The 22,831-nt window shown below is 52.5% G+C and carries 8 protein-coding genes and 29 tRNA genes; 2 read left to right on the top strand and 35 right to left on the bottom strand.

The window, feature by feature from the left end:
- Positions 1-480: 480 nt before the first annotated feature.
- Both H6F86_RS18925 and H6F86_RS18920 read right to left on the bottom strand, forming a co-directional pair.
- On the bottom strand, positions 481-5,097 hold the full coding sequence (locus H6F86_RS18925; RefSeq protein WP_190450258.1) for a DUF4347 domain-containing protein: 4,617 nt from the start codon (positions 5,095-5,097) through the stop codon (positions 481-483).
- Between the two features lie 676 nt (positions 5,098-5,773).
- The gene (locus H6F86_RS18920) at positions 5,774-10,573 is read right to left on the bottom strand and encodes a DUF4347 domain-containing protein (RefSeq protein ID WP_190450257.1); all 4,800 of its coding nucleotides are present in this window, start codon (positions 10,571-10,573) and stop codon (positions 5,774-5,776) included.
- Between the two features lie 463 nt (positions 10,574-11,036).
- Between H6F86_RS18920 and H6F86_RS18915 the strand changes: the two genes are divergently transcribed.
- Positions 11,037-11,417 carry an AbrB family transcriptional regulator gene (locus H6F86_RS18915; protein WP_190450256.1) on the top strand — a complete coding sequence of 127 codons (381 nt, stop codon included), beginning with the start codon at positions 11,037-11,039 and terminating at the stop codon, positions 11,415-11,417.
- Between the two features lie 550 nt (positions 11,418-11,967).
- A complete protein-coding gene (locus H6F86_RS18910) occupies positions 11,968-12,348 on the top strand; it encodes an AbrB family transcriptional regulator (RefSeq protein WP_190450255.1) in 381 nt (126 codons plus the stop codon).
- A 31-nt stretch (positions 12,349-12,379) separates the two neighbouring features.
- Here the strand turns inward: H6F86_RS18910 and H6F86_RS18905 are convergent.
- The 33 genes from H6F86_RS18905 to H6F86_RS18745 all read right to left on the bottom strand — a co-directional run bounded on the left by H6F86_RS18905 (position 12,380) and on the right by H6F86_RS18745 (position 22,808).
- Positions 12,380-12,454: transfer RNA gene (locus tag H6F86_RS18905), tRNA-His, on the bottom strand.
- A gap of 6 nt (positions 12,455-12,460) precedes the next feature.
- Positions 12,461-12,534, bottom strand: a tRNA-Ala gene (locus H6F86_RS18900).
- A 5-nt stretch (positions 12,535-12,539) separates the two neighbouring features.
- Positions 12,540-12,612 (bottom strand) — tRNA-Arg (locus tag H6F86_RS18895).
- A 5-nt stretch (positions 12,613-12,617) separates the two neighbouring features.
- Positions 12,618-12,693, bottom strand: a tRNA-Val gene (locus tag H6F86_RS18890).
- A 68-nt stretch (positions 12,694-12,761) separates the two neighbouring features.
- Positions 12,762-13,943, bottom strand: a complete 1,182-nt coding sequence (locus tag H6F86_RS18885; RefSeq protein ID WP_190450254.1) for an RtcB family protein — start codon at positions 13,941-13,943, stop codon at positions 12,762-12,764.
- A gap of 31 nt (positions 13,944-13,974) precedes the next feature.
- Positions 13,975-14,046 (bottom strand) — tRNA-Gly (locus H6F86_RS18880).
- Positions 14,047-14,051: 5 nt separating this feature from the next.
- Positions 14,052-14,145 (bottom strand) — tRNA-Gly (locus tag H6F86_RS18875).
- Between the two features lie 4 nt (positions 14,146-14,149).
- Positions 14,150-14,224, bottom strand: a tRNA-Thr gene (locus tag H6F86_RS18870).
- A gap of 5 nt (positions 14,225-14,229) precedes the next feature.
- Positions 14,230-14,305, bottom strand: a tRNA-Met gene (locus H6F86_RS18865).
- Position 14,306: 1 nt separating this feature from the next.
- Positions 14,307-14,381, bottom strand: a tRNA-Leu gene (locus tag H6F86_RS18860).
- Positions 14,382-14,470: 89 nt separating this feature from the next.
- Positions 14,471-14,545, bottom strand: a tRNA-Lys gene (locus H6F86_RS18855).
- Between the two features lie 3 nt (positions 14,546-14,548).
- Positions 14,549-14,623 (bottom strand) — tRNA-Pro (locus H6F86_RS18850).
- A gap of 5 nt (positions 14,624-14,628) precedes the next feature.
- Positions 14,629-14,706 (bottom strand) — tRNA-Ile (locus H6F86_RS18845).
- A gap of 1 nt (position 14,707) precedes the next feature.
- Positions 14,708-14,783, bottom strand: a tRNA-Leu gene (locus H6F86_RS18840).
- Between the two features lie 3 nt (positions 14,784-14,786).
- Positions 14,787-14,863 (bottom strand) — tRNA-Pro (locus H6F86_RS18835).
- A gap of 5 nt (positions 14,864-14,868) precedes the next feature.
- Positions 14,869-14,944: transfer RNA gene (locus H6F86_RS18830), tRNA-Leu, on the bottom strand.
- A 51-nt stretch (positions 14,945-14,995) separates the two neighbouring features.
- Positions 14,996-15,068 (bottom strand) — tRNA-Gln (locus H6F86_RS18825).
- Position 15,069: 1 nt separating this feature from the next.
- Positions 15,070-15,145, bottom strand: a tRNA-Gln gene (locus H6F86_RS18820).
- 5 nt (positions 15,146-15,150) lie between these two features.
- Positions 15,151-15,226: transfer RNA gene (locus H6F86_RS18815), tRNA-Asn, on the bottom strand.
- 5 nt (positions 15,227-15,231) lie between these two features.
- Positions 15,232-15,304: transfer RNA gene (locus H6F86_RS18810), tRNA-Phe, on the bottom strand.
- Between the two features lie 7 nt (positions 15,305-15,311).
- Positions 15,312-15,394 (bottom strand) — tRNA-Ser (locus tag H6F86_RS18805).
- A gap of 5 nt (positions 15,395-15,399) precedes the next feature.
- Positions 15,400-15,477, bottom strand: a tRNA-Arg gene (locus tag H6F86_RS18800).
- 93 nt (positions 15,478-15,570) lie between these two features.
- Positions 15,571-15,655: transfer RNA gene (locus H6F86_RS18795), tRNA-Tyr, on the bottom strand.
- A 10-nt stretch (positions 15,656-15,665) separates the two neighbouring features.
- Positions 15,666-15,742: transfer RNA gene (locus H6F86_RS18790), tRNA-Glu, on the bottom strand.
- Between the two features lie 62 nt (positions 15,743-15,804).
- Positions 15,805-15,875, bottom strand: a tRNA-Trp gene (locus H6F86_RS18785).
- A 1-nt stretch (position 15,876) separates the two neighbouring features.
- A tRNA-Ile gene (locus tag H6F86_RS18780) sits at positions 15,877-15,951 on the bottom strand.
- A 6-nt stretch (positions 15,952-15,957) separates the two neighbouring features.
- Positions 15,958-16,032: transfer RNA gene (locus tag H6F86_RS18775), tRNA-Cys, on the bottom strand.
- A 91-nt stretch (positions 16,033-16,123) separates the two neighbouring features.
- Positions 16,124-16,197 (bottom strand) — tRNA-Arg (locus H6F86_RS18770).
- Between the two features lies 1 nt (position 16,198).
- Positions 16,199-16,275 (bottom strand) — tRNA-Glu (locus H6F86_RS18765).
- Positions 16,276-16,281: 6 nt separating this feature from the next.
- A tRNA-Asp gene (locus H6F86_RS18760) sits at positions 16,282-16,357 on the bottom strand.
- 415 nt (positions 16,358-16,772) lie between these two features.
- Positions 16,773-17,342: an HNH endonuclease gene (locus tag H6F86_RS18755; RefSeq protein ID WP_190450253.1), complete on the bottom strand. Its 570-nt coding sequence runs from the start codon at positions 17,340-17,342 to the stop codon at positions 16,773-16,775.
- A 74-nt stretch (positions 17,343-17,416) separates the two neighbouring features.
- Positions 17,417-17,599 (bottom strand): hypothetical protein, encoded by a 183-nt coding sequence (locus tag H6F86_RS18750; protein ID WP_190450252.1) that lies wholly within the window; start codon positions 17,597-17,599, stop codon positions 17,417-17,419.
- 331 nt (positions 17,600-17,930) lie between these two features.
- A complete protein-coding gene (locus H6F86_RS18745) occupies positions 17,931-22,808 on the bottom strand; it encodes a CHAT domain-containing protein (protein WP_190450251.1) in 4,878 nt (1,625 codons plus the stop codon).
- Positions 22,809-22,831: the final 23 nt, after the last annotated feature.

Raw genomic sequence — 22,831 nt, 5'->3', positions numbered from 1 at the left:
GCAGTGGGCAAAAAACCCAGAGGTGGAGGAGTGGTCAAAAACGGCGATCCCACCGATCCTCGAGACGCTCATGGCGGAACAACGTGCACGCTGGCACCCCTAAGGACTGCTGCCACTGGCTGGCTGCGGTTGGCTCGGTCAGACAGTTCCTTACAACGGCACCCTTGCCTTTGATGGTGGCAGCACCGAACCGTTCGTGGTGGAGCTGACGGTCGATCAAACTTTGATTAGTGCTGGTGATACCTTTCGCCGCGTGATTCTAACCCAAAGGGTCTGGCAACGCTGCGTGTCCAAAAGGACCCTTGACCCTGCAGCGGTAGCAAGCTTGAGTCGGCTGACTACTGCATCAAGCAATAGAGGTTTTGTGCATCACCCTGAAAACGGTTGGTTAGCTGCGGGTGGAGCAACTAACCATGAAAGAGTGAGCTTTCGTACCAAGGCTCGAAAGGACTACCTTTTGAGGCCATGGTCCGTCTTGAGCTAAGCGATCGTGAACGGTCTGACGCTCCACTCACTTGGTACATTAGGGAGGAGATACGACTGCAGGAAACTGAAGCTACTCAGTTGCCAGATGGCAGCTTGCCCCGTCGCCGCGTTGCGCCAGAGGAGGTCCGGCGTACGGTCACCACCCAGGTCAGTCACGCCTGCAATTTGCCAATTCGAGTCAGCGACGGTGGTGATGAAGCTACCGCTTTGTAAACCGGTGCTGTTCATCTGCCAGAGGGCATTCTCGCCCGTGGCGCGGTTACGCCACACAAGGTCGGCGATGCCGTCACTATTCAAGTCAGCTGTGCCTGCTACCTGCCAGTTCGTATCCGCTACCGTAGTAATGAAAAAGGCGCTCTTAGTGGCAAACCCGTTCATCTGCCAAATCGCATTCTCGCCCGTCACCTGATTACGCCAGAGGAGGTCCGTCTTCCCATCGTTGTTCAGGTCAGCGGTACTGACGATCTGCCAGTTCACATCAGCAACAGTGGTAATAAGTGCAGCCGTTTGAATGCTAAAGCCGTTTATCTGCCAGATGGCATTCTCCCCGGTGACGCGGTGGCGCCACACAAGGTCAGCAGTCCCGTCACCATTGAAGTCGCCCGTATCAATGATGCGCCAGTTCACATCAGCGACTGCAGTGATGAAGTAGCCCGTTTGATAGCCTGTGCTGTTCATCTGCCAGATGGCATTCTCACCTGTGGCACGGTTGCGCCAGAGGATGTCGGCATAGCCATCGCGATTGAAATCAGCCGTGCTGCTAATGATCTGCCAGTTGAGATCAGCAACAGTCGGCAGGTAGTAGCTGCTCTGTAAGGTCGAGCCGTTCAATTGCCAAACCACGTTCTGTCCGCTCACACTGTCGCGCCACAGCAGTTGGGCATAGTCATCGTTAACGATCGTGCCTGTCCCTGTATCGGTCTCGGGAGCAATCGTCGCATTTGTCGCATTGAGCAGCTTCACCAGAAAGGTTTCATCTTGCTCGATATTGGTGTCGCCCTTTACATTCACAGTAATAGTCTTGCTCGTCTCACCCGGATTGAAGGTGAGCACACCTGATATTGCAGTGTAATCGCTATCGGCAACAGTCCCTGTACCATCCTCTGTCATGTAATTGACGGAGACAGTTTGTGCACTAGTGTTTGAAAGGTTCACTGTGAAAGTGTAGGCAGTGGTGTCACTATTGCGTTCCTTGAAGGAAGCAGCTTCAACGCTAACTACTGGCGCAGGTACCTGGGACAACTGCAAGAGGAAGATGTTTGTCGCTCCGTGCCTCGTCAGGTTATCAGTATCTGTGTCTGAGTCGAAATCAATAGCGCCGTAAGACAAGCCCGCAACGTAGATCCTGCCGCTGCTATCAACGTTAATGCTGCTGGCAAGGTTCTCGCCACCGCCGCCCAGGCTTTTTGCCCAGACGAAATTGCCGTTGCTATCTAGCTTGCTCACAAAAATGTTGATGAAACCCGTACTGGTGAGGTTGAAGGTACCCGTGCCAGGGTCGAAGTCTACCGTGTCTTGGAAGCCTCCCGTAGTGTAGCCATTGAAGCCTCCCGTAGTGTAGACATTGCCACTACCATCGACACTGATGCTGCTGGCATAGTCGCTGCTACTACCCCCCATGCGTCTAGCCCAGACGAAATTGCCGTTGCTATCTAGCTTGCTCACAAAAATGTCGTTGTCACCGGCACTGGTGAGGTCAAAGGTGCCCATGCTAGGGTCGAAGTCTAGCGAGCCTTGAAAGCCCCCCGTGGTGTAGACATTGCCACTACCATCGACACTAATGCTGCTAGTAGGGTCCTCGCCACCGCCGCCCAGGCTTTTTGCCCAGACGAAATTGCCGTTGCTATCTAGCTTGCTCACAAAAATGTCGTTGTCACCGACACTGGCGAGGCGGAAGGAGCTCGTGCCAGGGTCAAAGTCTACCGTGCCTTGGAAGCCCCCCGTGGTGTAGACATTGCCACTACCATCGACACTAATGCTGCTGGCATAGTCGCTGCTACTACCCCCCATGCGCCTAGCCCAGACGAAATTGCCGTTGCTATCTAGCTTGCTCACAAAAATGTCGTTGTCACCGACACTGGCGAGGCGGAAGGAGCTCGTGCCAGGATCGAAATCGGCAGTATCGTGAAAATAACCCGTCGTATAGACATTACCGTTGTCATCGATGCTGAGACCCTTAGCAAGGTCACGAAAATTGCCACCCATGTGTCTGACCCAGACAAGATTGTTACTCGCATCCAGCTTGCTCACAAAAATGTCGGTGCTACCTGTCGTACTAGTGAGAAAAGTAGTGCCTATGCTCGGATCGAAGTCAACAGTGCCACTAAAAGAGCCAACTGTATAAACGTTGCCAAACCCATCCACAACCGTTTTAATAGTTGAGTTTGGCAAACTGAAAAAAGTACTGTTAGTAAATTGCTGAATTGAAATAAAGTTTCCTGCTGCACTGAGCTTAGCGAAGAACAAATTGCTTGCTTCGCCTGCTGCTACATTAACGGTGCCCATAGCCGGATCGAGGTTGGCGATGCCAGTGAAGTAGCCCGTAACATAAACATTGCCGTTGCTGGTGATACTGATACTATTAGCGCTGTCGTTATTAACGCCGCCCAGTTGTTTTGCCCAGACAAAGTTGCCAGCAGTATCCAGCTTGCTGACAAAAATGTCGCTACTAGGTGCGCTGATGAGGTTAAAGGTGCCCGTACCAGGGGCGAAGTCTACTGTGTTTACAAAGCTGCCAGTAGTATAGACATTACCTGCACTGTCGACACTGATGCTGCTGGCAGAAGCGTAAGTGCCAATGCTTTTTGCCCAAACATAGTTACCGTTGGTGTCTAGCTTGCTGACAAACATGTCGTTGCTATTAAAGAATGAACTATTCAGTTCTCTAGTTCCTGGGTTTGGATCAAAGTCAACAATGCCGGTGAAAAACCCCGTAGTGTAGACGTTGCCACTGCTATCGACGCTGATGCCGCTAGCACTATCACCAGCACGACTGCCTATGCGCTTTGCCCAGGCAAAGTTGCCACCAGCATCTAGCTTGCTGATAAAGATGTCGATGACGGAACCCTCGCTGGTGAGGTTGAAGGTGCCTGCACCTGGGTTAAAATCACTTGTACCAGCGAAGTGGCCAGTGGTGTAAACGTTGCCGCTACTGTCGACGCTGATGCCGTTAACTTGGTCAATATTACTGCCGCCGCCCAGTTGTTTTGCCCAGACAAAGTTGCCAGCAGTATCCAGCTTGCTGACAAAAATGGCACCGTAAGCCGTACTAGTGAGGTCGAAGGTGCCTGTGCCTGGGTCAAAATCGACTGTGCCAGTGAAGGAGCCGGTGGTATAGACATTGCCACTACTATCGACGCTGATGCCGTTCTGACTACTAGTGACGCTGCTGCGATTACCACTACTAGTGACGCCGAAGCCCTTCGCCCAGACAAAGTTACCGTTAGCATCCAACTTGCTTACAAAAACCTCTGCAGCCCCCGTACTGGTAAGGGTAAAGGAGCCAGCTCCGGGGTCAAAATCGACTGTGCCAGTGAAGCGGCCAGTGGTGTAGATATTGCCACTACTATCGACGCTGATGCCGCTCGCACCATCATAGGAACTAGTACCGCCCAAGCCCTTCGCCCAGACAAAGTTACCGTTAGCATCCAACTTGCTCACGAAGATCTCAAGACTATCGACACTGGTGAGAGTAAAGGAGCCGGCTCCAGGGTCAAAATCGACTGTGCCAGAGAAGGAGCCAGTGATGTAGGTATTGCCACTACTGTCAGCAAAAGCTGCAGATTGGGAGTTGAGTGTCCCCCCTGTATAGTGCTGGGCATTAGCAAAGACCGCATCATCCAACACCCCGCCGTAACTCTGCATCGTTATGGGCAAGAACGCCAGCGGCGCATCGATGTTGCCTATATTCACCTCTAATGTCCAGTTGCCACCCAAGGCAGCGTTGCCTGTCCGGTCATCTGATGCAGCGATGTCAGCTCCGGTGAGTTGGGCAAACTGTTGGACGAAGGACTGACCAATCGTGCCCTGAGCAACATCACAGCCATACAGCAAGATATCGGCATCGTCGGTGAGTGCGTGACCCCATGACTGCAATTCACTGCTGTAGTTGTGGAGGTTATCCAGGTTCAGCCAGTCTGTACCCAACGCCAAGCCGCCAGCTTTGCCGTGAGAGACAATGTGCAGGCTCGAAATGCCAGTGCGTCCCAACAGTGTTTGGGTAATCTGGTCGATCGCAGCGTGCGCAGTGTCAAGCCAATGCACTTCGGTTCCAAGCTGTACACCTGCAAGCAAACTTTGATAGTCGCTGATACTAGAGTCGATGAAGACAAGGTTAGGGGCAGCACTAGAGCGTTGGGACAGCGGTAAGAACGAGTCTGAGCGCGCTATGAGGTTGGTAGGCTCAGTTGGATTGAGTGCTGCAGTCGTAAGCGTGGTGGACAGTAGCTGGCGATTGGCGGTAGACGAAAAGGCTGCTTCCATGACGAGGGTTGAGGGGTAGATGATGTTGATGATTGCGGTAATGGAAGGGCAACCAAGGCACGCAGTGCTAACGGCGTGGCTCACGCAGCCAAGCAGCAGCGCCGAAACTTCAAGCGCCGGTTCAGCCAAGGGTTCCCCAGTGGCCTCGCCAAGTGCCGCCTTCAAGCAAGCTTCTCAACATATTCATGCCTGATTCATAAACAAGACTGTGTGACAGCAACTGCTTCACAGCGTGTTGCTCTTGCCCCGCAACCTCAAAGCCCCTTTTTGGGGTTAGACTAAGCCGCCTCGGTAACGAGGTGGCTTGTCTCCAGAACCGTGCTTGAGACTTTAGCCTCACACGCTCCTCAGTAATCCAGTGCTTGTTATGCATACCTACTGAAGTAGGCTAGGGTTGAGCAGTCGCTCTCTCCAGCCCGGTCTTAGTCACATGGCAGTGCCAATGAAGGGGTCTGGGGAGTAACGGAACAGTGCACCGACTTAAGGACGTTTAGTGATCGATAGATAACGAGATCTGTGGACAAAGCGTACTTAAACCTGTTGCCATTCAAGCAGCTTTCACAACAGGTTTAAGCAACATGAAAACAGTCGCTATGCGTTGCTTACACGTTCATTGCAGAAACAACCGTTTGTGCAAGCTTGGTTGGAAAAAAGAGCACTGTTTCAGCAGCTTCGGCATGGCAAAGTGATGGGAGCGATGGAGCGTAGCATCAGCGTCAAAGGCAGTCGTACAGCCTTAAGTCGGTCACTGTTCCGTTACTCCCCAGACTTCAAAAACGTGCCTGTGTACAGTGCCCGTCTTAAGTTAAGCGAGCGTGAACGGTTTCACGCTCCACTCACTGGCGACATCAGGGAGTAGATACCCTTGCAGAAAGCTGAAGCCACTCAGTTGCCAGATGGCAGCTTGCCCCGTCGCCGCGTTGCGCCAGAGGAGGTCAGGCGTACGGTCACCACCCAGGTCAGCCACGCCTGTAATCTGCCAATTCGCGTCAGCGACGGCTGTGATGAGGCTACCGCTTTGTAACCCCGTGCTGTTCATCTGCCACAGTGCATTCTCACCTGTGACCCGATTTCGCCACACGAGGTCGGCAATCCCGTCACTGTTCAAGTCAGCGGTACCCGCTACCTGCCAGTTGGTATCCGCTACCGTGGTAATGAGAAAGGCGCTCTTGGTCGTGACGCCGTTCATCTGCCAGATGGCGTTCTCACCTGTCACACGGTGGCGCCAGAGGAGGTCCGTCTTCCCATCGTTGTCCAAGTCAGCGGTACTGACGATCTGCCAGTTCACATCAGCAACGGTGGTAATCAGTGCTGCCGTTTGGATGCTAAAGCCGTTCAGCTGCCAAATGGCATTCTCCCCAGTGACCTGGTGTCGCCACACAAGGTCAGCGGTGCCATCACCATTAAAGTCGCCGGTGTCAAGGAGACGCCAGTGCAAATCCGCCACTGGTGTCAGGAAGTAGCCCGTTTGGTAGCCCGTGCTATTCAGCTGCCAGATGGCATTCTCGCCCGTAGACTGGTTGCGCCAAAGAATGTCAGCGTTACCATCACGATCAAAGTCGGCGGTGCTGATGATCTGCCAATTCGCATCGGCAACGGTGGGCAGGTAGTAGCTACTCTGTAAGGTCGAGCCGTTTAACTGCCACACCGCATTCTCTCCACTCGCACTATTGCGCCACAGCAGTTGGGCATAGTCATCGTTAGTGATCGTGCCTGTACCAGTGCTGGCATTCGGGGCGAGTTTCCCATTCGTTGGATTGAGCAGCTTCACCAGAAAGGTTTCATCTTGCTCGATATTGGTGTCGCTCTTTACGTTTACGGTGATGGTTTTGCTCGTCTCACCGGGATTGAAGGTGAGCACACCTGATATTGCTGTGTAATCGTTGTCTGCAACAGTTGCCGTACCATCCTCTGTGGTGTAGTTGACGGAGACAGCTTGTGCGCTGGTGTTCGAGAGGCTGACTGTAAAGATATAGGCAGTAGTGCCGCTAGTGCCTTCGTTGAGGGTGGCAATGCTGGTGCCGAGGCTAACTGTTGGCGCAGGCACCTGAGACAGCTTGGAGAGGAAAATATTAGTCGTACCGCCCGCTACCAGATTGAAGATGCCCATACTGGGGTCGAAGTCAGCTGTACCATTGAGATAGCCTGTGGTGTAGACGTTGCCACTGCCATCCACGCTGATACTGTTGGCTCGTTCGGGAAGATTGCCGCCCATGCTCTTCGCCCAAACAAAGTTGCCGTTGGTATCCAACTTGTTCACAAAGATGTCAGTGCCACCTGCGCTGGTGAGGTTCGTAATACCCGTACTGGGGTCGAAGTCAGCCGTGGTAGAGAAGGAGCCTGTGGTGTAGACATTGCCACTACTATCCATGCTGATACTGGTGGCTTGGTCGTCACCAGTGCCGCCCATGCTCTTCGCCCAAACAAAGCTGCCGCTCGCATCCAACTTACTCACAAAAATGTCAGAGCCACCTGCACTGATAAGGTTTGTGGTGCTTGTACCCAGGGCAAAATTCACGGTGCCGTTAAAGTAGCCCGTAATGAAGACATTGCCACTACTATCCACGCTGATGCCGCTGGCAAAATCGGCACTGCTGCCGCCGATGCTCTTGGCCCAGACGAAGCTGCCGTTGGTATCCAGTTTGCTCACAAAAATATCTCGACTATTGCTCACACTGGTGAGGCTCATGATACCTGTGCCCGGGTCGAAGTCGGCAGTACCGCCAAAGGTGCCTGTGGTATGAACATTGCCGCTACCATCCACGCTGATGACTAGGGCTCGGTCATAATCACTACCGCCCATACTCTTCGCCCAGACAAAGTTGCCGCTCGCATCCAACTTACTCACAAAAATGTCATTGCTACCTGCACTAGTAAGGTTCGCGGTACCTGCACCTGGGTCAAAGTCTACTGTGCCAATGAAGGTGCCAGTGGTATAAACATTGCCACCACCATCAACACTGATACCGTTACCACTACCATCCATGCTCTTGGCCCAGACAAAATTGCCGTTCCCATCCAGCTTGCTGACGAAGACGGCATAGGAGTAGGAACCCGAAGTGGTAAGGTTCGTGGTACCTGTGCCTGGGTCAAAGTCGGCTATGCCAGCGAAGGAGCCGATGACGTAGACATTGCCACTACCATCAACACTGATACCGTTAGCAGCCTCACTAGCAGTGCCGCCCATACTCTTGGCCCAGATAAGGTTGCCACGTGCATCCGATTTGCTCACGAAAATGTCAGTCCTACCTCCACTAACGTCAATGCTACCGGCACTAGTAAGAGTAAACACCCCAACTCCTGGGTCAAAGTCAACGGTGCCATTGAAAGCACCGACGGTGTAGACGTTTCCTGCACCGTCGGTAGCAGTCTTGGAACTTGAGCTGAGTGTCCCGTCGGTGAACTGCTGCGCCCGGACAAAATTGCCTGCGGCATCAAGCTTAGAGAGAAAAATGTTAGGTGCATCTGTGCCGCCTGTTACCAGCTTGAAGATACCCGTACCCGGGTCGAAATCTGCCGCGTCGAAAAAGAAGCCTGTGGTGTGGACATTGCCGCTGCCGTCTACGCTGATGCCAGTGGCTCGTTCAGGATCCTTGCCGCCCATGCTCTTCGCCCAGACGTAATTGCCGTTGATGTCCAGCTTGCTCACAAAAATATCATCGAAATCATCACTTTCGAGGTACGTGGTGCCCGTGCCCGGATCAAAGTCAACGGTGCCGCTGAAGAAGCCTGCGGTGTAGACATTGCCGCTGCTATCCACGCTGATGCCAGTGGCTCGGTCGATACCGCCGTTACCTGTACGCTTTGCCCACGCAAAGTTACCGTTGGTGTCCAGCTTGCTGATAAAAATGTCACTACCAGGGCCCACAACGGCGAGGTTAGTGGTGCCTGTGCCCGGATTAAAGTCGACGGTGCCGCTGAAGAAGCCTGTGGTATGGACATTGCCGCTGCCGTCTACGCTGATGCCAGTGGCTTGGTCGTCACCAGTGCCACCGATGCGTTTCGCCCAAACCAAGCTACCGTCTGCATTCAGCTTGCTGATAAAGATATCATCGCCGCCTGCCCCAATGAGGTTTGTCGTACCTGTGCCCGGATCGAAGTCTACCGTGCCTCTGAAAACACCTGTGGTATAGACATTGCCACTGCTATCCACGCTGATGCCAGTGGTTTGGTCGTCACCAGTGCCACCGATGCGTTTCGCCCAAGCCAAGTTGCCACCTGTATCTAACTTGCTGATAAAAATATCACGCCCCCCCGTACTGGTGAGGCTTGTAGTGCCTGTGCCTGGGTCGAAGTCAGTAGTGCTCAGGAAGGAACCCGTGATGTAGACGTTGCCACTACTATCGATACTGATGCCGTTGCTAGTACCACCGATCCCCTTCGCCCAAACAAAACTGCCGCTCGCATCCAGCTTGCTTACAAAAGTACTATCACCGACTGTGCCAATGAGATTCGTAGTGCCTGTGCCCGGGTCAAAGTCAGCGGTGCCAATGAACGAGCCTGTGATGTAGACATTGCCACTACTATCCACGCTGACACCGTTGGCTCGGTCGTCACCACTGCCGCCCATACTTTTTGCCCAGACAAAGTTGCCACTCACATCCAGCTTGCTGACGAAAATGTCATAGTGACCTGCACTGGTAAGCGTAAACACCCCAGCTCCTAGATCAAAGTCAACGGTGCCATTAAAAGCGCCAACGGTGTAAACGTTCCCCGCACCATCTGCAAAGGTTTTAGAGGTGGAGTTAAGTGAACCTCCGGTATACTGCTGGGCACTGGCAAAGATGGCATCATCCAACACGCTACTGTAGCCCTGCATGGTCGTAGCCAGAAATGCTTGTGACGCTTCGATGCTGCCTGTATTCACCTCTAATATCCAATCGCCACCTAGAGCTACATTGCCTGTTAAATCATTGGACGCAGCAATATCAGCACCGGTAAGTTGAGCCAATTGTTGAACGAAGGACTGACCGATCACACCCTGCCCCACCTCACAGCCATACAGCAAAATATCGGCATCAGCGGTGAGCGCGTTGCCCCACGACTGCAACTCACCGCTATAGCTACGGAGGTTATCCAGGTTCAGCCAGTCTGTACCTAACGCCAAGCCGCCCGCTTGGCCGTGAGAGACAATATGCAGACTCGAAAGGCCAGTGCGTCCCAACAGGATTTGGGTAATCTGGTCGATCGCATCTTGCGCTGAGTTGAGCAAATACACTTCTACTCCAGGTTGGACACCTGCTAGCAAGCTTTGGTATTCGCTGATGCCAGAGTCGATGAAGACAAGGTTGGCAGGAAGACTAGAGCGTTGAGAAGGCTGTAAGAACGAGTCCGATTGCGATGTTAGGCTGATGGCATCACTTGGCTTGAGGGCTAAAGATGACAGAGTAGTGGGCAGGAGATGGCGATTGGCAAGGGATGAAAAGGCTGCTTCCATGACAAGGATGAGGAGGTAGATGGTTGTAGTGTCCGGTATGATTGGATAGCAACCAGGGGGTGCGGTGCCAAAAGCGAAGTGTCCACAGCAAAGCAGTAGCGCCGAAACTGAAAGCACGGGCTTTAAGACAAGGGTTCCCCAGTCGCGATCGCCAAGTGTCTCCTTCAAGCAAGCTTCTCAACACATTCATGCCTGATTCACAAACAAGACTGTGTTCTGACAACTGTTCCACTTCGTGCTGCTCTTACCCAGTGGAACAAAGAGCTCTTTTGGATACGGCATTCCCGTAGCAAGCGGACCAAAAATAACGCTAAGGTCTTTGCGGACGGCATGACCACCATGAACGCCTCGCTAAGTGGGGTTGGCTAGTTGCACCCCGGAGCAACGGGGCAACGAGAGAGTAAGGGTTGTAGCCTCTAAAAACAGGCAAAAAGACTGCTGTACTACCGCTTTTTGCGTCAAAACAGTCCAGCTTTAGTCCAAAGCCACTAGTACACCCCGCAAAACCGCTTGCGGTGTGATCACTGATGGCACTGCTTTGACTCGGCGATCGCGGTCAACGCTCCGTCAGTCAGTATGACCTACGATCCAGCATGATGAGAGTGTAGGTTCTTGGCAGTAAAGCAGCAGCATGGCGAAACAGAAGACGAGCGAACCCCTGACAGGCGCAGCGTTATTACAGAAGGTCAAGACGCTAGCGACCCTGAGCAAGACCCAGAAAGCGAAAGCCTGCGGTTATTACACCGTCACGAAGGGTGGTGGGGAGCGCGTCAACCTGCTGCAGTTTCTGAAAGCCCTCCTGGAAGCGGAAGGCATTGCACTGGATGAACCAGCCGCTGAGCGTGGTCGAGATGGACGTCGTGCCCATTACCGAATTGCGGTGCAAGCGAATGGTCAATTGTTGATCGGCACCGCGTATACCGAGCAAATGGCGCTTCAGCCGGGTGATGCGTTTGAGTTAGTGCTGGGACGCAAACACATACAGCTTAAACAACTGGACCCGGTCGATTGAAGCACGACAGGGTCGCTGCACCGCGACGCAGCCGTCCCAGCAGCTCTGATCCACTGGCAATTTAGCACCGTAGTTGTGCAAAGCTAAGCAAGGGCAAACAAACTTCTCGTGTACGGCGCGGCGGTTCCTGGTACAACGATTCACAGCCTTATCGTTCTGCTTATAGCCTTAGGTACAATCTCGGCAGCACGATCAACCTCTTCGGTTTTCGGGCTATCGGCGTCATGCCGTAGCTTGCTTCCCGAAGGGTGGGCTTAATTGCTCTTTGCTCTTTTGCCCTCTATCTTTTATCTTTTCAGGCTTTGCTTAACCCGGATGGGTTCACCCCTCTTAGTTCACATCCTCAAAAGCGCTCGATGCAATACCAACTTTTGACCCAAAGTTGGTGCTATGGAGAGGCTCTTTGAGACTGCAAGGTCATTCGGGGTTTATGTCGGCTCAAACCCTCAATGACCTTGTAGCGCAGCAAAGCCTAAAACCTGCTGTTGTGACCCACGCACCTGTGATCAAGCATGATGGGATAGCAAGTCAGCGATATTGAAGTAGAGGCATGGCGAAAAAGAAGAAGATCGAACCGCTGACGGGGGAAGCGTTGCTGCAGAAGGTAAAGACGTTAGCAACCCTAAGCAAGACTCAGAAAGCGAAAGCCTGCGGTTATTACGCCGTCACGAAGGGTGGTGTGGAGCGCGTCAACCTGGTGCAGTTTTTGCAGGCTCTCATTGAAGCTGAAGGCATTGCACTGGACAAACCAGTCGCTGAGCGTGGTCGGGATAGACGCAGTGCGCGTTACCGCATTAGTGTGCAAGCTAATGGCAATTTGTTGCTCGGGGTCGCCTACACCAAGCAGATGGCGCTTCAGCCTGGTGATGAGTTTGAGTTAGTGCTGGGACGGAAACATATTCAACTCAAACAACTCGACCCTGTGGAGTGAGTTGGCAATTTTCTCAAGCATCTCGCTAAGGGGTGTCTAACGGGACTCGAACCCGCTAGTGACCAGCTTCACAGGCTGGCGTCTCGACCACTTCGACTTTAGACACCATAAGTGGATTCGGTGAGAGTTGAACCCACAGCCTCCTGTGTGCAAGACAGGCGCTCTGCCAGTTAGAGCTACGAACCCATCAGCAGGCGTGGTAGGAATTGAACCTACATGAGTCGATTTAGAAGATCGATGCCCGATCCATTAGGCGACACGCCCATGATTGGTAGCCCCGGCAGGATTTGAACCTGCGACTTCCTCTTTGTAAGAGCGGCACTCTCCCCACTGAGTTACAGGGCTAGAAGCGCGATCGTGATGCCGATCGCGCATTGAGGTAGCGGACAGCAGGCTGCTTGTCGCCGCTGCAGTTAGCCTTTGACACAGACAACCTGCTTGAGCGTGGCGACGACTTCGACTAGATCAGCCTGGTTTGCCATCACCTGTTCAATCGGCTTGTACGCTCCAGGAATTTCGTCAATCAACTCGGCATCCTTCCGACATTCCACGCCTTCAGTCTGGGTAAGGAAGTCGTCCAGGGTGTAAGTCTTTTTCGCTGCCGTGCGAGACAGTATCCGTCCTGCCCCGTGGGAACAGGAACAAAAAGACTCGGCATTGCCCTTCCCTTTGACGATGAATGACTTGGCACCCATTGACCCAGGAATGATGCCGTAATCGGTTTCACGGGCACGTACGGCACCTTTACGAGTGACATACACGGACTCATCGTAGTGAGTTTCTTTTTCGGCGTAGTTGTGGTGGCAATTGACTTCGAGCAACGGTCGGAACCGTGCCCCACCTGCCAGATGCCGTTCCACAATTGCCTTCACCCGTGCCATCATCACGTCCCTGTTGCGTTTGGCATAGTCCTGTGCCCATTGCAGATCGTGCCAGTACGCAGCAAATTCTGGGGTGCCTTGCACAAAGTGAGCTAAGTCAGGATCGGGTAGCTTGGTGCCTGCCAACCGTGCCAACCCCTTTGCCGTGTCAATGTGACGTTGAGCCAGTTTGTTGCCGATTTGACGGGAACCACTGTGCAACATGATCCACACAGCATCGTCAGTGTCTACACAGATTTCGATGAAGTGGTTGCCACCACCCAACGATCCAAGCTGCGTCCGTGCCACCCCTTCAAGATCCTGCACCTTGTCATGCAAGTCCTTGAACGTGCCCCAGCCCTGCCAATTGGTTGCCGCTTTGTCAGTGGTTTTGTTGCAGTCGAAACCAACGGGCACCGATGCTTCAATGTCCAGCCGCATTTGTTTCAACTTGCCTTCAAGCTGAGTGGCAGTGTAAGGCGTTTTAATGGCAGCCATCCCACAACCAATGTCTACACCCACAGCAGCGGGTAGGATCGCGTCTTTGGTTGCCACCACAGAACCAACTAGGGCACCTTTACCCAGGTGGACATCAGGCATCAAGGCAACGTGCTTAAACATGAAAGGCAGATTGCCCACGTTTTTCGCCATTGCGGTTTCGTCGTAGCGTAAGTCGTGCCCTGCCCAGGAAAGCACAGGCACACCCGTTTGTACGGGTAAAGTTTGATAAGGCATGGAATCGTGTCCTTATTTGAATTGTGTACAGAGCGATCGATGGGACTCGAACCCATGCGCTGAGACTGGCAGACTCAGATGCTAACCGTTACATCACGATCGCGTAGTTGGAGTGATCAACGAGTCTCGTCGATCACTGCCCGCAGGATACTCGTGTCTTCTGGGTGGAAGCCAGAGGTGCTTGCCGCTGCACCACGATCGCATTGTGGGGCTGGTGACAGGAGTTGAACCTGCAACCCATCGCTTACAAGGCGATTGCTCTGCCGTTGAGCCACACCAGCATGATTGGTAGCGGGGGTGAGAGTTGCACTCACCGTCTGCAGCTTATGAGACTGCCGAGCCGCTCTTGCTCTATCCCCGCTATACCCCTGGCGAGACTCGAACTCGCAAAGATTCCAGTTTTAAGCCGGACACGTCTGCCAATTGCGTCACAGGGGTAGGATTTGGTGGACTGGGTCGGCTTTGAACCGACGCGCTTCCGCTTAAGAGGTGGCTGCTCTGCCAACTGAGCTAACAGCCCAAAGCTTTGGTGGGTTGCCCAGGGGTTGAACCTGGATGAGTCCGCTTAAAAGGCGGCTGCATAACCGTTCTGCCAACAACCCAAATGGTCTGAGTGGTAGAGTTTGAACCTACGACCGCCAGTTCCCTGACCTGGCGTGCTCCCATTGCACCACACCTAGATATTTGGTACACCGAGCAGGAGTCGAACCTGCTAATCACACGCTTATCGGGCGTGCGCGTCCACCACTTTCGCCTCCGGTGCTTGGTACCCTCGGTGGGAGTTGAACCCACAAAACCTGGTTTCTAAGACCAGTACGTCTGCCGTTCCGTCACAAGGGCAAATGGTCGGGATGGTAGGCTTTGAACCCACGACTCCTTGGTCCCAAACCAAGGCTTCTAGACCGCTGAATTACATCCCGATAGTTGGTACTCCTGGCAGGATTTGAACCCGCAACGCATCGCTTCTAAGGCGATCGCCTCTTCCATTGGGCTACAGGAGCATGAAACAGGAGGCTAGAGATCGTGACCCAGTGACATCTCAGACCCCCCGACTGCCCTGCCAGGGTTTGAACCTGGAATCTACGCTTTCAAAGAGCGGGATGTTGCCAGTTACACCACAGGGCATTGGATGCAGGAGTTGGGGTTGAACCAACCTCTCTCTGATTCAGAGTCAGAGCGACTTGCCAATCGTCCATCCTGCAATCAATGGCTGCCCCGGCAGGGATTGAACCTGCGACCGTTCGCTTAACAGGCGACCGCTACTGCCACTGAGCTACGGGGCAATGAGTGGGAAGTGATGGGATTGAACCATCTTCTCGCCGTCTTCAGCGGCACGTGAGCACCAGCTTCACCAACTTCCCACGCAGGCGGAAGATAGAGGAATCGAACCCCTAGCCCAAGAACTACCCTAGTTTTCAAGACTAGTTGCCGACCATTTAGCGGTATCCTCCACAAGTGGCGAGAACGGAGAGACTTGAACTCTCACTCTTCGGTTTCGTAGACCGATGTGTTGATCCAGTGACACCACGTTCTCAAAGGCGGAGAGCAGTGGAGTCGAACCACAAGCGTGAAACTCCATCTGTTTAGCAAACAGCGCCGATCGCCTGATCGATTTACTCTCCATGCTTGGTCGGTCAGGCAGGAGTCGCACCTGCAACGCAAGAAGCGGCTGTTTTACAGACAGTTGCCCACGCTGATAGGCGAGCCGACCGCGATCGCATTTGGCAGTGCCGACGGGAGTTGAACCCGCAAACACAAGATTGAAAGTCCTGTGGCTTTACCAATTTGCCTACGGCACCAAGACTGGAAGTTTCTACGACCTGCCAGTGGAAGCAACGCCTGGAACAGGCAGATCGTAGAACGCACAGACAAAGATTTGCACCTTGAACAACGGTTTTGGAGACCGTGATGTTGCCGTTACACCATCTGTGCTTGGTCGCAGCGATGGGACTTGAACCCACAATGACCAAGTTATGAGCTTGGGGCTTTGCCATTAAGCTACGCTGCAATGGCTTGGACTCCAGGGAGAGAATCGAACTCTCGCTAGTTGGTTTTGCAGACCAACGCCTTTCCACTTGGCGACCTGGAGGTTTGGTCGAGACGAGGGGAATTGAACCCCAGTCCTGCAACCGTCCGCTTGTTGGTTTCGGAGCAGGCGATGCCAATCGCGTCCCCACGAGCGAGGATGACAGGATTTGAACCTGTGACTTCCTATTTCGAAGACAGGCGCTCTATCCCACTGAGCTACATCCTCATGGAAGCATCGACGGGAATTGCACCCGCTTCTCCGTGCTTGAGAGGCACAGCGACTTTTCTAGTCGTCCACGATGCTACAAGGCGGGGATGATGGGATTTGAACCCACGGTCTTTCGCTCGACAGGCGACTGCTTTGAGCCGGACTAAGCTACACCCCCAAGGTGGCGATTCAATTGTCAAGGTGCAGGGTGCTGCTGTCAGCGAGTCTTAGCGGCAGCAATGCCGTTCCAGAGCAGACGTATGTTTAAGGGTCGGTGTGCTTATGGATGGTTCGTTAAAGATGGCTTGCCCTGATGGGCTGTCCGTCCGGAAGAACTGATGGATCGCTCATCTCGAAGGGGACAGAGTGACCCGCAAAATGAGTTTCGCTAGACCCTGAAGGTTTTAAGAACGACTTTATGCTTGAAAGGGAGCGAGTAGTCATTGGTTGAGCTCCTGTATGTCTTATCTCATACTACATTTATACTACAAAATACTACAGAACGTCAAGAGCGTACTACAAGTTTTTTGGGAACGGGAGAGGGCAACAGGAAGCAAGACCTGGATTGCCCTCTTAGCTGGGAGCGGTGCTGGCTACTGAAGCATGAGTGGGTCTGCTGGCTCATGCTTCAGTACTGGTGACTCAGCACTACCTTGCTCTTTCCAGAACTGTTCAGCAAAGGCGATCGCTGGGTGGATCGGTGCTTTAGGCTTGGTTCTGAGTTGCATTGAGGTTTCATGCAAGAGGCGAGCACCCTTCAAGGCGTTGCAGCGTTCGCACGCCGTCACGACGTTGTCCCAGGTATGTGATCCACCCTTAGAACGCGGCAGGACGTGATCCAGCGTGAGTTTCTTGGTGCTGCCGCAGTATTGGCAGGTATGGCTGTCGCGACGGAAGACTTCTCGCCGACTGACAGGTGGTACCTTCCAATGACTGCCAGGCTTGCCACTCGTTAAGCGAATGTGCTCCGAAATCTGTAGTACGACACTGGGCGAACGCACTTCCCATTGCTGGGTGCTGCTGAAGTCCAGTGTTTCTGCCTGCCCCGTGACCAGCAGCACGATCGCCCGTTTCAGGTTGATGCGTGCCAGGGGTAAGTAGTTCTTGGAGAACACCACCTGGTTCTGGAGTATGGGAAGCTTCTGTCTCTGCTCGGTTTGCATCAGTTTTCTCCTCAAAAAACAACCCCCGCCTCTGATCACCAGAAGCGGGGGTTGGGAAGTTGTTATGGGTCTCCCTATGTTGGTGTCAGGCTTGCCCTGCACCTCCCGCTGCTAGTCGGTTGATCTGGATTGAGCCATCCAGCGATCACTGTAGAAAGACCTTCGCTGATGGCTTTACCGCCGCTCAACTGATACGTGCCCTCACACGTAAACAGCACCGCTGCTCTGCCCAAACCGTGAGGCGGTCGGCATGGCATAGCGCTGCGTAAAGTGGGGAGCAGGAAACGGATCATGGCAATTTGTAGTGTTTGTAATTCAAAGCTGGCTGACTACATACTACGCTTGTAGTATGAGATTGTCTACCACTTCATTGAAATGAGGATGTTGGTGATGGCTACACACGAAAGCAGTGTGACTACGGCAAGGCAAGTCACGACGAGTATTAGACTGGAACCTGCACGTGAAGGAACGTTAGCGGAAACTTTCCGATGAACACGGGTATCAAACCCTTACCCGAACTTGCTGGAGTTTAATCATGTCGCTAAAACTAAAGGGCAATTAAACCAGCGATCACCCTTGCTAAATGGCTCACCAAGGGTTGCCAACGATCGTAAATGCTGACCAGTAATAGGGATGCGGAAGATTGCTGTCAAGGATTTTTGGTGGCAACACTTCAGTGCCACCAGACCAGCGTAGTTGTCCATTCTGGAGGGTAACGTTTCCTTTGATCATTGCCACCTGTGCCCGCCGCAATGCTTCCGCTTTAATGGTGGCTGGCTGTTTTAACTGAAAATAAAACTCAGCCATTACGGCTAAGGCGCCCCCATCTTCCACCTGCCAAAGGCTAGCTAAAACGGACTTCACACCTGATTTAAAGGCAATGCCAGCAAACCCCAGTTCCGCATCCTCATCACCAACGGCAGTTTCACAGGCGCTTAAAGCCAGTAAATCCAACGGCGGTTTACCCCAACCCATTTGGGGTAAGTCGGTCAGCGCCAAGGTGCCATCTTGAAGCTGGAGAAAGGATTGGTTAAGTAGTTTGACACGAGAACCCGCATGGGTTGCTAGATGAACAATTTGGAAAGGCTGCTGTTGCGATGTCAACTTGAGATTGGGACGAGTTGCCTGCTCTTGAGTCAGAATTTTGCTCTGCCAGGTACGCTGAATAATATTCAGTTCAACGGGCACTGCGGGTAGAGAAGATGTATTGAACGCTTGTGGCGGCGGAGTGGCAATACCTGCGGCAAGAACTTGGGCGTTCCGAACGGGCGCATAATCTGTATTGGCTGCCGTAAAACTGGGCATCAGCCCCATGCTATAACGCTCAACAATAAATGCTTTGCCATCGTGAAGAGCGGCTAACGGTAAGGTCCGCAACGGTTCATCCAGAATAAACACGAGATTTTGAATGCCTTGTTGCTTTAGATCAGCGTCTAAACGTGCAATGAGCCATTGATTGAACTGTTGAGCCAGAGGCAAATAGCTTTGACTCTGGCGCTTTTCGGACTGCATTTCTTGCCGAAATTGGATGGCGGCATTGGTTACAGTTTGTCGTCGTGCCTGGTCAACCCATTTAACGATCGGCTTGCCGTAACCTGTCACCAGCAGCAGCCCTAAAGGATCATCCTCTCCAAGAACTGGTTTGAACGGCGGCTTGCGTGGCTCACCGCACTCATTTTTTGCTGGCACATTGGAACCAATGATCTGATCTTGCACCGTCGCGGGTTGAAAGAAAGCATAAATTGCCGCTGGTTTGACTCTGGTTTTTAACTCAATGTCGCGTAGCGTTGCTTGAATCTCGGCAAGGCTCTTAATGTTGCAGGTGGCTGGAATTTGCCAATATTCTTCATACTGGCGCGTAAACAGTTCTTCCAGTCCGTAAATCAATAAACTGACATCATCCGTGGTGGCATCCTCCCCTATGAACGGAACGGGTGCATTCTCTGGTAGGCGGGTTTCGGACGTGATGATGCCAATGTTGCCAGAGGAGCCAAACTGCCAGTAAGTTCCAGGAAAAGAGCGGGTGGGCGCAATGACATTATTGAGGGTGGCGATCGCCCCTGCTGTGCCGTTAATGCTGGCATCACCCACGATGAAGGGAGTTGCTAACCCGCCACCACCATGCCGAATGATGATATCGCCCCCACCGATACCACCGATCGCTGAAATGCTATCTACCCCATTAAAGGTATCGGTGGCGCGAAAGAACTGCCCCGTTGTAATTAGCACATCGCCACCGCTGCCGTTGGTGCCGCCCTGAGCGTTAATGGAAGTCACTTGCACATCCCCCGTAGGGTCAAGGGTGACATTGCCACCATCGCCCAAGCTGGCACTGGAATCTAGTCGTCCGGTAGTAATTTGGGTTTGCGCCGTAATAGTAATATTGCCCCCGCGAGTGGTGCCAGTGGATGTGAGGTCGGCGCTGGTGACGGTGCCACGATCGCTGGTCAGCGTAATATTCCCCCCCGATCTGCTACTGGAAGAGGAGTTGAGCACGCCTGCAACCGTCAGATTACCAGGACTTCCGAGCGTAATATTGCCACCGTCGGTCAAAAGGGAAATAGACTGATCGATCGTGATAGCTGACGCAAAGGAGAAAGATAGATTACCACCACCCGTGTTGATCGTCGAACCTGTAGATAATCCAGATAGAGCCGTGAAATTGGTTGCCGCGACAATATCTGCTCCATTAGTAGAAATATTGGCTGGTAAGTTGACTATGCCGGGGGTGCTGATCGTCAGTGCCCCCCCTCCCTGTCCAGTTCTGGAGCCGAGAGTTAAGACATCACCAAAGGTAATAGCGCTGCTAGCAGTCAGATCAACGGCTCCGCCAATCAATTGTCCTTGAGTATTGATGCTTCCTGTGGTGATGCTACTAGAAGGCGCTTGAAGAACGACAGATCCCCCATTCCCAGTTGCAGAGGAAGAGTTTAACGCCCCTCTACTGGTATCTATAGAACCACCTTGACTGTTGATATTGATTGAGCCACCAGCAGTTTGACCGTTTGAAAGAACATTTCCTGTTTGGATACTTCCGTTAGCATTCAGATTGATGGAGCTTCCAGTTCCAGTTGTTGATGAAGCATCTAATACACCCCGGCTGGTATCAATACTCCCACCACTTGTGATGCTAATACTTCCACCACTGAGAAAACTACCTGAAACCACACGGCGACCCGTGATAATGTCACTACCAGAAGCCAAAATGATTGCTCCGCCGCTACCTGCTTCGACAGCAACAGAATTGAGTTCTACTGCGGCGACATCAATAATGCCTTGGGGCGCAGAGAGCTTAATTGTTCCTGGATTGCCAATACCTCTTACAAAACTAGCGATACCACCGTTAGAGGGACTTGAACCGTTTGCAATTACAAGAATTGAGCCTCTGTCACTTACGAGGCTTATATTGCCTCCTGCAACATTTCCTTTCCCATCTGTAAAACTGCTGATTTGACAATCGTTGACACAGTTCAGGCTGATATCCCCTTGTGCAGTGAGAGTAACATCACCACCTTTACCGCCAGCATTGTTAAGTGTAGAAAAAGTGGCGATACTATCTGTTACAGCTATTTTGCCGCCAGCAGTGAGAGTAACATCGCCACCAGAAGTGTTTGCGGACGAGGTTATGGCGCTGAGTGCTCCAGTCACGATATCACCACCAGCTATCAGCTTTACTGGAGCAGCATCGCGTCCAAAGTTGCTGGTATCAATAGCCCCTACCTGAAGGTTTCCTCCAGCTATAAGAGTTACAGGTCCCGATGGTGAACCCCCAGTTAAACTTTTATTGATGTCTCCAGTTGTGAGATCACCTGAAGCTTGCAGGATAACAGAACCGACATCACCCAATATTGTTACTCCTACTGGCACATCCACCCCAGAGATCGGTTTTAGATTGATTTTTCCGATCTGAATTGTCCCTGGTATCGCAAATAAAGGTGTTGTGGCAGTAGTAAAGTTGGTGCTACCAGCTCCCAATTGAGGGACATTTTGAGCATTTACTAACGTAGACAAGCCTGCTCTTAGAATGAGTGAGCGCCCATTCGTTAAAATCGGAATGTCAGGGTCTGAACCAACCAGTGTCGTATCGGGTCCTGTAATTGTAATGTTGCCGCCACTGATACTTCCCGTCGCTTCAACCTTCAGGGAAACCCCTGTATAATCTCCAAACACAACGTTGCCACTGGCGCTAATAATTGGGTCGTAGAGGCTAACAAAGTTTCCTGGTTGTCCTGCTAAGTTGAGGATAGAGAAACTGCCGCCACTTGAAAAGTGAGCATCTCCAGAAATATTGCCATTACTAACCAGATTGAGATTTCCACCACTAACAAAAGGAGTCTCTGGATGATTCAGTGCCAGAATATCGATCGATTGATTTCCCTGCACATATAGATTGCCACCAGCGTGGGCAATGAAAGGGGTAGCAAGACTGTCCCGCACCTTCACTGTACTGCCTGCTAGAAGACTTAAGTTTCCAGTGGTTTCTAGCTGACTTTCAACCAGAGTTAGATGTTGCAGGGCTGAGAGCGTAGCTGTCTGAGCCGTGATAGTTCTAGCAGCTACATCCCCTACTTGTACTTGTAATCCTGCTCCAACCAGCTCTACTTGACCATGACCATTGATTGCCAATCCGGTTGCATTGCTGCTAGCGCCGCCAGTTAATAACTGGGGTAGCGAGAGAATTGGCAAGGTCCAAGTCGTAGGGACAGATGAGGTAGGCGTAATAGGTTGAATTTCAATATTTAACAAGCTGCCTGGTTGACTTAAGCGCACTAAACTAGAGCCAGGAACGGCAGCAACGGTAATCTGACCACCAGGAGCCGCCAGTGAACCCGTTGTCACCACGGTGCCGCCCAATAGTGTGAGCGCTTGCCCTGTGCCAACCGCTAGATTGCCAGCATTTATAATGGCTCCCGGTTGGGGCATCGTAAAGGCGAAACCAGTGGGGTTGCCCACCAGAGCGGCATAGTCGTTAGCGCCGATCGCATTCAACCAATTGCCACCAAAACTAATGCCATTCGCCGTTGTTGCGGTAAAGGATGCAGGCACATTCAGGCTGGCGTTTGCGCCAAACACAATTCCCGCTGGATTCATCAAATACAGATTGGCATTACCACCCGTGACCTGAATCAAGCCATTGATGATCGAGGCATCACCACCCACCACCCGCCCCAAAATATTTCGGATGCCTGGATTAGTCAGAAAATTGGCAATTTGGCTTTGACTTAGACCAAACTGAGTAAAGCTATGAAAAAGATTGGCACCATCGCCAGAGGTGCGCCCACCAGACAGATCGATTTGGTTACCCTGGGGTGTGACGATCGTCCCTGTGCCATCCGCAGCAGGCACAATGGATGGGGCAAGCGTTTGAGCGATCGCCCCCTGGGGATACAACCCCAAAAGACAAAGAGCGGTTACAAAAGCGGCTGGGTTGCCTTTGGGAGCGATCAGTCGCTGCGGCTGTTTCATGGGATGCACTCTGAGGGAGCTAT

The sequence above is a fragment of the Phormidium sp. FACHB-592 genome (assembly GCF_014695795.1).
In the GTDB taxonomy this organism is placed as follows: Bacteria; Cyanobacteriota; Cyanobacteriia; order Leptolyngbyales; family Leptolyngbyaceae; genus Stenomitos.
Note: the sequence above shows the minus strand (reverse complement) of the source record. Positions and strands in the feature narration are given on the sequence as shown.

Excerpts from the sequence above, each read along its gene's own strand:
- H6F86_RS18915 (WP_190450256.1), top strand. The coding sequence starts at position 11,037 with ATGGCGAAACAGAAGACGAGCGAACCCCTGACAGGCGCAGCGTTATTA.
- H6F86_RS18910 (WP_190450255.1), top strand. The coding sequence starts at position 11,968 with ATGGCGAAAAAGAAGAAGATCGAACCGCTGACGGGGGAAGCGTTGCTG.
- H6F86_RS18885 (WP_190450254.1), bottom strand. The coding sequence starts at position 13,943 with ATGCCTTATCAAACTTTACCCGTACAAACGGGTGTGCCTGTGCTTTCC.
- H6F86_RS18755 (WP_190450253.1), bottom strand. The coding sequence starts at position 17,342 with ATGCAAACCGAGCAGAGACAGAAGCTTCCCATACTCCAGAACCAGGTG.
- H6F86_RS18750 (WP_190450252.1), bottom strand. The coding sequence starts at position 17,599 with ATGCCATGCCGACCGCCTCACGGTTTGGGCAGAGCAGCGGTGCTGTTT.
- H6F86_RS18745 (WP_190450251.1), bottom strand. The coding sequence starts at position 22,808 with ATGAAACAGCCGCAGCGACTGATCGCTCCCAAAGGCAACCCAGCCGCT.